Annotated in this window: 6 protein-coding genes and 1 pseudogene; 5 read left to right on the top strand and 2 right to left on the bottom strand. The window is 74.4% G+C overall.

The window, feature by feature from the left end; all coding sequences use genetic code 11:
- From RIF68_RS17770 to RIF68_RS17785, 4 genes and pseudogenes are all read left to right on the top strand, one after another.
- A pseudogene (locus RIF68_RS17770) lies at positions 1-1,388 on the top strand (peptidase); the annotation flags it as partial.
- 122 nt (positions 1,389-1,510) lie between these two features.
- Positions 1,511-3,025 carry a protein phosphatase 2C domain-containing protein gene (locus RIF68_RS17775; protein WP_309052249.1) on the top strand — a complete coding sequence of 505 codons (1,515 nt, stop codon included), beginning with the start codon at positions 1,511-1,513 and terminating at the stop codon, positions 3,023-3,025.
- A gap of 27 nt (positions 3,026-3,052) precedes the next feature.
- The gene (locus tag RIF68_RS17780; RefSeq protein WP_309052250.1) at positions 3,053-4,795 is read left to right on the top strand and encodes a pyruvate dehydrogenase; all 1,743 of its coding nucleotides are present in this window, start codon (positions 3,053-3,055) and stop codon (positions 4,793-4,795) included.
- Positions 4,796-4,880: 85 nt separating this feature from the next.
- On the top strand, positions 4,881-5,285 hold the full coding sequence (locus RIF68_RS17785) for an ATP-binding protein (RefSeq protein WP_309052251.1): 405 nt from the start codon (positions 4,881-4,883) through the stop codon (positions 5,283-5,285).
- Between the two features lie 35 nt (positions 5,286-5,320).
- On the opposite strand, the gene RIF68_RS17790 is transcribed toward RIF68_RS17785, so the two are convergent.
- Together RIF68_RS17790 and RIF68_RS17795 are read right to left on the bottom strand one after the other, a co-directional pair.
- Positions 5,321-6,439: a DUF2637 domain-containing protein gene (locus RIF68_RS17790; RefSeq protein ID WP_309052252.1), complete on the bottom strand. Its 1,119-nt coding sequence runs from the start codon at positions 6,437-6,439 to the stop codon at positions 5,321-5,323.
- A 225-nt stretch (positions 6,440-6,664) separates the two neighbouring features.
- Positions 6,665-7,570: a (2Fe-2S)-binding protein gene (locus RIF68_RS17795; RefSeq protein ID WP_309052253.1), complete on the bottom strand. Its 906-nt coding sequence runs from the start codon at positions 7,568-7,570 to the stop codon at positions 6,665-6,667.
- Between the two features lie 172 nt (positions 7,571-7,742).
- Here RIF68_RS17795 and RIF68_RS17800 point away from each other — a divergent pair, with 172 nt between their 5' ends.
- Entirely contained in the window at positions 7,743-8,525 is a 783-nt protein-coding gene (locus tag RIF68_RS17800) for a GntR family transcriptional regulator (RefSeq protein WP_309052254.1), read from the top strand.
- Positions 8,526-8,712: the final 187 nt, after the last annotated feature.

Raw genomic sequence — 8,712 nt, forward strand, 5'->3', positions numbered from 1 at the left:
TGACCCTCCACCCGGTCACCGCCTCCACCGGCTCCGACAACCTCGACGGCACCGGCTCCGCCCGACTCGCCGACGCCGGCACCGGAACCCCCGAGGAGCTCGCGGCCGCCGGCGTCCGGGGCCGCGTCGCCCTCGTCCGCCTGCCCGACGACGCCACCGGCACGGCCGCCCTCGCCCGGGACGCCAAGGCCGCCGGCGCCCTCGCCGTCCTCACGTACCACCGAGCCCCCGCCCGCTGGTACCCCGGCGGCTCCTTCACCGGCCTCGGCCTCCCCGTCCTCGCGGTCCCGTCCGACGAGGCCACCGCGCTCCTCGGCCGGCTCGCCGCCGGCGAGGTCACCCTCCACTGGCACGCCACGGCCAGGTCCCCGTACGTCTACAACCTCGCCTTCCCCGAGCACGGCCAGATCCGCGACGCCAAGGCCTACCGCGTCCGCGACGCCCATCTGGGCCGTACGGACTCCCGGTACGGCTCGGCCGGCATCGCCGCCGACTTCACCGACTTCCCCGTCGCTCACCGGCCCGACGGCTCCGTCGTCCCCTTCGCGGGCCTGGAGACCGTCCCCGCCCCCGGCACCCGCACCGAGCTGTACACGCCCGGCGACACCACCTGGCAGCAACTCGTCGGCAGCAGCTTCCCCTTCGGCGAGCTCATGGTCGGCCCCCGGCACGCCCACGCCCCCGGCGAGCGGCGCACCGAGAACTGGTACGACGGCGTCCTCGCCCCCACCGCCCCGCGCGGCACGGACGGGAAGCCGCTCCTCGTCGCCGAGCGCCAGGGCAACCTCATCGGCTTCGCGAACGCCCTGTGGGGCGACGGCACCCACCACGCCGAGGCCGGCTCCTTCGGTGACGTCGGCAACCTCAGCCTGAGCCGTGACGGCGAGCTCGTCGGCCGCACGGCCTGGCCGTCCGGCGTCTTCGAGGTACCGGCCGAAGCCGGGACGTACACCCTCGAACAGAACACCCGCAAGATCGGGAGCAGGGTGTGGGCGCGCTCCACTTCCGTCAACTCAGTCTGGAAATTCACCTCAAAGCTTGAGTCGAGCGTCTATTCTCAAGGCATCCCGATTCTCTTCCCCCGGTACGACCTTCCGGAGGACGGACTCAAGACCCTCGCCGCGACCGACGGCCAGCAGATCGGCCTCACCGCGACGGGTCACGCGGGGTACACCCCCGCGGCGCTCACCTCGGCCACGCTCTCGTACTCCTACGACGGCGGCGTGACCTGGACGGAAGCGCGGGTCACCCAGCAGGGCGACGGCTGGACCGCGACCGTGCACCACGCGGGCGCGTCCGGCGCGCAGGTCACCCTGAGGACCGAACTGACGGACGCCCACGGCAACTCCGTCACCCAGACCGTGGTCCGCGCTTACGACGTGCGCTGACCACGCGGTCCGCCGGGCGTCCTTCCCGTGGGGGGTGGGGTCGCCCGGCGGACCACCCATTCGCCGTAACGGTTTTGGGGATGTCCCGTTTTCGGGCGCCGTGCGCGGTGGACAATAAGGGCATGACTCAGCAGGGGGACAACTGGTGGGACAAGCTCTACGACGACGCGGCGCCGGACCCCGCACCGCCGGGCCCGTCGGCCGGAACCGGCCCGGGTGACTCGCTCGACGCCCACTTCGCCTCGGCGACCCGCGCCACGGCCGGCCCCGCCCCGGAGCCGCGTCTGCCGGATCCGGTGACCGTGCCTCCACCACCCGCCGCCCCCAGCCCCCGGGACCCGGCGGAAATCACCACGGCCGCACCGCCCGCCGCGCCGGCCGTGCCCGCGCCACCACCACCCGCCGCACCCGCACCGCCCGCCGTGCCGGACGCGGTGACCGCACCCCCGGCCCCGGCCGTCCCGTCCCCGCCCCGCGCCCCCGCCGGACGCGCTCCCTGGGAGGCCCCGGAGGCCGGACCACGCACCTTCCCGGCGCCACCGCCGCCGAAGGCCCCGCCCGCGCCACCGCCGGCCGAACCGCCCCGGGCCGCCCCCGGGACCGGGCGCCGCACCGCCGACGTGCCCGCGCCCCGGCCCCGTACCGGATTCGTCGGCGACCGGCCCCCCACGTACGACCCCGAACCCACCGCCCTGCCCGCCGCCCGTCCCGGCGAACCGGCCGACCTCGTCGCCGACACCGTCCTCGACGGGGCCCGCTACGGCACCTGCACCCTGCGCGCCGCCTCCGTACGCGGCGACTCGGCCCGCTTCCGGGGCGAGCCCCGCCGGGACGCCCTGCTCACCGCCCGCTTCGGCCACGACGACGGCGCCCTCGTCCTCGTCGCCGTCGCCGCCGGCTCGCGTACCGCCGAGGACGCCCACCTCGCCGCCGCCGACGCCTGCCGGTGGATCGCCGAGGCCGTCGGCCGCAGCCACGCCCGTCTCTCCGAGGACATCAGGTCCGGCCGCCGCGGCGACCTCAAATCGGGACTGCACCGGCTCACCGACCGTACCTACGGCAAACTCCGCGCCCGCGCCGCCGAGCGGGGCGTCGCCCCCGGGGCGTACACCGCGGCCCTGCGCTGCCTCCTCGTGACCGCCGACCCCGCCTGCCGCACCCGCGTCTTCTTCGGCATCGGCGGCGGAGGCCTCTTCCGGCTCCGCGACGGAGCCTGGCAGGACCTGGAGCCGCTGCCGCCCGACGCGACCGCCGTCACCGGAGCCCCCGTCGTCGGCTTCGGCTCCCCGCCGCCCCCGGCCCCCGCCGGGGCCGAGGAGGCCACGGGGGAGGGCGACCGGCTCACCATGGACCTCGGGATCACGACCGCGCCCGGCCCCCTCGTCGAGGATCCCGTCCCGCCGCCCGCCGAGCCGTTCCGCTTCCGCGCGTCCGTCGCGCGTCCCGGGGACACCCTGCTCCTCGCCTCGCCCGGACTCGCCGACCCGCTGCGCGGCGAACCCGGCCTCGCCCGTGAACTCGCCGGCCGGTGGGGCGGCCAGGAACCGCCCGGCCTCGCCGCCTTCCTCACCGACACCCAGCTGAGGGTGACGGGTTACGCCGACGACCGTACGGGGGTGGCCGTCTGGGAGGCGTAACCGGCCGGGCCATGGGTACATGGAGCCATGGCCAAACAGAATGTCGCAGAACAGTTCGTCGACATCCTCGTCCGGGCGGGCGTCCAACGCCTCTACGGAGTGGTCGGCGACAGCCTCAACCCCGTCGTCGACGCCATCCGCCGCACCCCCGCCATCGACTGGATCCAGGTGCGGCACGAGGAGACCGCCGCCTTCGCGGCCGGCGCCGAGGCGCAGATCGCCGGCCGCCTCGCCGCCTGCGCCGGCTCCTGCGGGCCGGGCAACCTGCACCTCATCAACGGCCTGTACGACGCCCACCGCTCCATGGCCCCGGTCCTCGCCCTCGCCTCGCAGATCCCGTCGAGCGAGATCGGCCTCGGCTACTTCCAGGAGACCCACCCCGACCAGCTGTTCCGCGAGTGCAGCCACTACAGCGAACTCATCTCCACCCCGCAGCAGATGCCCCGGCTGCTGCACACCGCCATCCAGCACGCCGTCGGCCGGGGCGGCGTCAGCGTGGTCTCCCTGCCCGGTGACATCGCCTCCGAGCCGGCCCCCGAGAAGGCCTCCGGCACCGCCCTCGTCACCACCCGTCCCACCGTCCGGCCGGGTGACGCCGAGATCGACGCCCTCGTCCGGATGATCGACGCCGCCGACCGGGTGACGCTGTTCTGCGGCAGCGGCACCGCCGGGGCCCACGCCGAGGTGATGCAGTTCGCCGAGCGGCTCAAGGCACCCGTCGGCCACGCGCTGCGCGGCAAGGAATGGATCCAGTACGACAACCCGTACGACGTCGGGATGAGCGGACTGCTCGGTTACGGCGCCGCCTACGAGGCCACCCACGAGTGCGACCTGCTGATCCTGCTCGGCACCGACTTCCCGTACAACGCGTTCCTGCCCGACGACGTGAAGATCGTCCAGGTCGACGTCCGGCCCGAGCACCTCGGCCGCCGCTCCCGCCTCGACCTCGCCGTCTGGGGGGACGTCCGCGAGACGCTGCGCTGTGTCATCCCCCGCGTCCGGCCGAAGACGAACCGCCGCTTCCTCGACAAGATGCTGAAGAAGCACGCCGACGCCCTCGAAGGAGTCGTCAAGGCCTACACCCGCAAGGTCGAGAAGCACGTTCCCATCCACCCCGAGTACGTGGCCTCGGTCCTCGACGACCTGGCCGACGACGACGCCGTCTTCACCGTCGACACGGGCATGTGCAACGTGTGGGCCGCCCGCTACATCTCGCCCAACGGGCGCCGCAGGATCATCGGGTCGTTCAGCCACGGCTCCATGGCGAACGCCCTGCCCCAGGCCATCGGCGCCCAGTTCACCGACCGCAACCGCCAGGTCGTGTCGATGTCCGGCGACGGCGGCTTCAGCATGCTCATGGGAGACTTCCTCACCCTCGTCCAGTACGACCTCCCCGTGAAGGTCGTCCTGTTCGACAACTCCTCGCTGGGCATGGTCGACCTGGAGATGATGGTCGCCGGCATGCCCTCCTACGGAACCTCCTACAAGAACCCGGACTTCGCCGCCGTCGCCCGTGCGGCCGGCGCCTACGGCGTCCGCGTCGAGAAGCCCAAACAGCTCGCCGGCGCCCTCAAGGACGCCTTCCGCCACAAGGGCCCCGCCCTCGTGGACATCGTCACCGACCCCAACGCCCTCTCCATCCCGCCCAAGATCAAGGCCGAGATGGTGACCGGCTTCGCCCTCTCCGCCAGCAAGATCGTCCTCGACGGCGGCGTCGGCCGCATGCTCCAGATGGCCCGCTCCAACCTCCGGAACGTGCCCCGGCCCTGACACGGGCGTCGTCGCGCGGGCATGCGGGCGTGCGGGTGGGGCAGCCTTCCGGGGACCAGTTCGACGCGACGCATGGGTGGGGGTTATGGCAGGGGAGGCAGGACAGCCGACGCGACTGCTCAGGAAGGTGGGGTGCGAGGATCTCACCGCGGTGCCGGAGGTGCGTCACGCGCTGCGCGCACTGCTGCGGGCCTGGGGCGGGCCGGGCGCCTCCGACGTGGCCGAGCTGCTCACCAGCGAGCTGGTGACCAATGCCCTCGTCCACACCGACCACGGGGCCGTCGTGACCGCGACGGTCGTGCCGGAGCAGCTGCGGGTGGAGGTCCGCGACTTCGTCCCCGGGCTCACCCCTCCGCCCGTACCGCCCGCCGACGACGGTACGCACGGACGGGGGCTGGTCCTCGTGCGGGAGCTGGCCGACTCCTGGGGGGTCGAGGAGCACGGGGTGGGCAAGGTCGTGTGGTTCGAACTGAACGGCGGGGCCGCCTGAGGGCGGCCCCGCCGTTCGGGCGGGAGGCGCGGTGATCAGCCGAACTGCTGCTCCAGGTCCTTGAGCTTGCGCTCCAGGGAGTCGAGCCGGGGCAGCGTCTGGGTGTCGTCCTCGGCGGTGAGGTCCACCGTCCGTGACTCAGTTCCCCTGACGGCTTGCAGGGAGGGCCGGGGCCGAAGAGGCAGTTGTCCCGGATCCGCTATGGCCGGTTCCGCGACGGCCGCCTGCACGGAGCCCGTCGCGGAACCGGATCCGGAGCCGGAGGCCTGCCCCGTCTCCGCGCCGGCGCCCGCACCGCCGGTCCCCGCACCGGCGGCCAGCGCCGCCACCTCCACCTGGCGTCCGCCGCCGCGGCCGAGCCCGAAGGCACGGTGCTGCCGGTTGAGCGCCTTGATCCGGGCCCGGTCCAGCTTGGCCTGCTCCCGGCGGCGGATGCGGTTGCGCTCCTTCTCGCGCCGGTCCTCCCGCACCTCGTCCACGGCCTCGTCCAGGGTCCGTACGCCCTCCAGGAGCATCAACGACCAGGCGGCGAAGGTCTCCCGGGGGGCCCGCAGCCACCGGACGATCCGGATCTGCGGCAGCGGACGGGGCACCAGGCCCTGTTCGCGCAGGGCCGCCCGGCGCGTCTGCTTCAGCGCCCGGTCGAAGAGGACGGCCGCCGAGAGGGACATGCCCGCGAAGAACTGGGGCGCCCCGTCGTGGCCCAGGCCCCGTGGGGCGTGCACCCAGTTGAACCAGGCCGCGGCACCGGCGAACAGCCAGACGAGCAGGCGCGAACCGAGCGCCGCGTCACCGTGGCTGGCCTCGCGCACGGCGAGGACCGAGCAGAACATGGCCGCGCCGTCCAGTCCGAAGGGGACGAGGTACTCCCAGCCGCCGGACAGGTTGAGGTTCTGCCGGCCGAAGCCCACGAGCCCGTGGAAGGAGAGCGCCGCCGCCACGGCGGCGCAGCAGAACAGCAGGCCGTAGGAGGCGAATCCGTAGACGGCCTCCTTGCGTCTGCGACGCTCCTCGCTGCGCTCCCAGGAGTCCTCGGCCGCGGCCTGGTCACCGGCGCGCTTCCCGCGCGCGAGCACCGCCACCGCCGTCAGGACTCCGGCCACCATCACGCCGCCCGGAAGCAGCCAGTCCAGCGATATGTCGGTCAGTCTCATGCGGTGTCCCTTGCATCGCAGTAGGGCCTTTGGCCGCCCATACTGGCCGAGCCCGTGGGGCGCACACGGGGTTTCCGGGCAAGTGCACGCCATAGGGGACGCGGGGCGCACGAACGGGTAGCTTCTGGTCGAACGTACAAGCGGAGCAGGGGAGTTGTGTTCGACGGACGTCACCCTTGAGGGTGGCGTAAGGTGCGGGCTTCCCCGAAGGGCTCCCCGGGGAGGTCAGGCGCCGGCCGCCGCGGCCGCCAGGCGCCGGACGCGCTCCGCGTCGCAGGTGCGCGGGCAGGTGAGGCAGGTCTCCTCGGGGCGCAGGGTGTAGAAGAAGCAGCAGGCCGCCCGGTCGCGGGTGGTGTGCGGGGCGCCGGCCGGGCCCCCGGTGCCCGGCAGTTCGCGGAAACCGGCCCCGCCCACGTACGGCTTGGCCGTGCCCGGCAGCAGCAGTTCGAGCTCCGCCTTGCCCCGTTCCTCCTCGCCGAGCAGGGCCGCGATGTACCAGAGGCCCTCGACGATCTCGTCCGTGGCCATGCCCCACAGGGCCCGGCTCCCCCGGCGCATCCGGGGGCGGAAGCCTTCGAGGACCGCCTCGAAGTGCTCGGCGAGCGAGGCCCGTACCTCCGCGCGCAGCGCCTCCTCGTCGGCGACCACCCGGGCGCCCGGCAGGGCGGCGGCCGGGTCGCCGGGCAGGCAGGCGAACTCCTCGACGCGCACCGCCATGCGGCCCGTGGCCCGGTGGAAGGCGACGTGCGCGGCGGGCAGCCGGGGGACCCGGCGCTCCAGGAACCAGGGGACCGTGACGAGCAGACAGGCGGACCAGGCGTAGCGGTGCAGCGCGAAGCTCGCGACCACGTCGGGGCGGGCCTCCTGCCCGTAGTCGCGGAGCACCTGCGCCTCGTCCCGGGCGAGGAAGGCGTCGAGGCCCGCCCCGCCGGCCGCCAGCTCGTCCGAGCCGATCCAGCCCGCTCCGCGCGGCACCCGCGCGTCCCCGCCCGTCTCCTCCACCCGCAGGCCCGGGAACACCTCGGTCAGCCGGGCGTACGCCGCGGCGACGGGGGAGGCGGGCACCGGCGCCGGAGAGCCGGACGGGACGGACGAGGCGGTGCGGGCGGGCAACAGGGCGGGGACGGTCATGCGGACCACCGAATCGCGATCGTTGGCAGGTAAGCCTTACCTTACCGGATCACTCCCGCTCTTTCATCACCGGCGGGAGCCCGTGACCTCCCGTGTCGCCCGTTCGCCTATCGTGCACAGAGGATCCCGGTATCGCGAGCCGGGCCCGGTACGAGGCCGCAGGAGGACCCGGGTGGAGCAGGGCGCAGCGCGCGAGCGGGCGACGGAGAGGCCGTCCCCGCCGTCCGGCGGAGCCGTACGCGTGCCCGAACAGGCGGTACGGGGCGAGCACACCCACGGAGAGCGGGACGAGGACGTGGCGGGCGTCCCCGCCCCCGGGGCGGTGCCCCGCCAGGTGCACCGCCACTCCGTCCGCGACCAGGTTCTCGACGCCCTGCGCACCGCGCTCGTGGGCGGCGAGCTCGCCCCGGGGGAGGTGTACTCCGCCCCGGCCCTCGGTGAGCGCCTGGGCGTCTCCGCCACCCCTGTCCGCGAGGCCATGCAGCGCCTCGCCGTCGAAGGCGCCGTCGAGGTGGTCCCCAACCGCGGCTTCCGTGTGATCGAACGCACGCCGCGCGAGCTCGCCGAACTTGCGGAGGTCCGTGCCCTCCTGGAGGTCCCGGTCATGCTCCGCCTCGCCCGTACCGTGCCCTCCGCCGACTGGGCCGCCCTCCGTCCGCTCGCCGAGGCCACCGCCGCCGCGGCGGCGCGCGGCGACCGCGCCCACTACGCCGAGACGGACCGTGCCTTCCACCGCGCGGTCCTCTCCCTCGCCGGCAACGAACAGCTCCTCACCGTCGCCGACGACCTGCACCGCCGCTCCCAGTGGCCCCTGATCAGCGCGCCCGCCCTCCGCCACGCGGACCTCGTCGCCGACGCCGCCGAACACCGGGCCCTCCTGGACGCCCTCGTCGCCCGCGACCTCACCGTCGTGGAGTCCCTGGTCAGAGAGCACTTCACGGGCTCGATGGGCTGACCTTCCCCGCCGGACCGCCGAGGCGGGGAGGCCGTCCCAGGAGGTGATCCGCCGGGGGGTCCCCGGCGGCGTGCGGCCCACTAAGGTCAAGGGCGTCCGTTCGCTCGCACCCGTGCCGTACGTGAGGTGTCCCATGCCGTCCGCGACCCCGTTCCCGGCATGGGAGGGACGCCGCACCGTCACCGGT

Source organism: Streptomyces sp. (assembly GCF_031178505.1).
Taxonomy (GTDB): Bacteria; Actinomycetota; Actinomycetes; order Streptomycetales; family Streptomycetaceae; genus Streptomyces; species Streptomyces gulbargensis.

Excerpts from the sequence above, each read along its gene's own strand:
- RIF68_RS17795 (WP_309052253.1), bottom strand. The coding sequence starts at position 7,570 with ATGACCGTCCCCGCCCTGTTGCCCGCCCGCACCGCCTCGTCCGTCCCG.
- RIF68_RS17775 (WP_309052249.1), top strand. The coding sequence starts at position 1,511 with ATGACTCAGCAGGGGGACAACTGGTGGGACAAGCTCTACGACGACGCG.
- RIF68_RS17785 (WP_309052251.1), top strand. The coding sequence starts at position 4,881 with ATGGCAGGGGAGGCAGGACAGCCGACGCGACTGCTCAGGAAGGTGGGG.
- RIF68_RS17780 (WP_309052250.1), top strand. The coding sequence starts at position 3,053 with ATGGCCAAACAGAATGTCGCAGAACAGTTCGTCGACATCCTCGTCCGG.
- RIF68_RS17790 (WP_309052252.1), bottom strand. The coding sequence starts at position 6,439 with ATGAGACTGACCGACATATCGCTGGACTGGCTGCTTCCGGGCGGCGTG.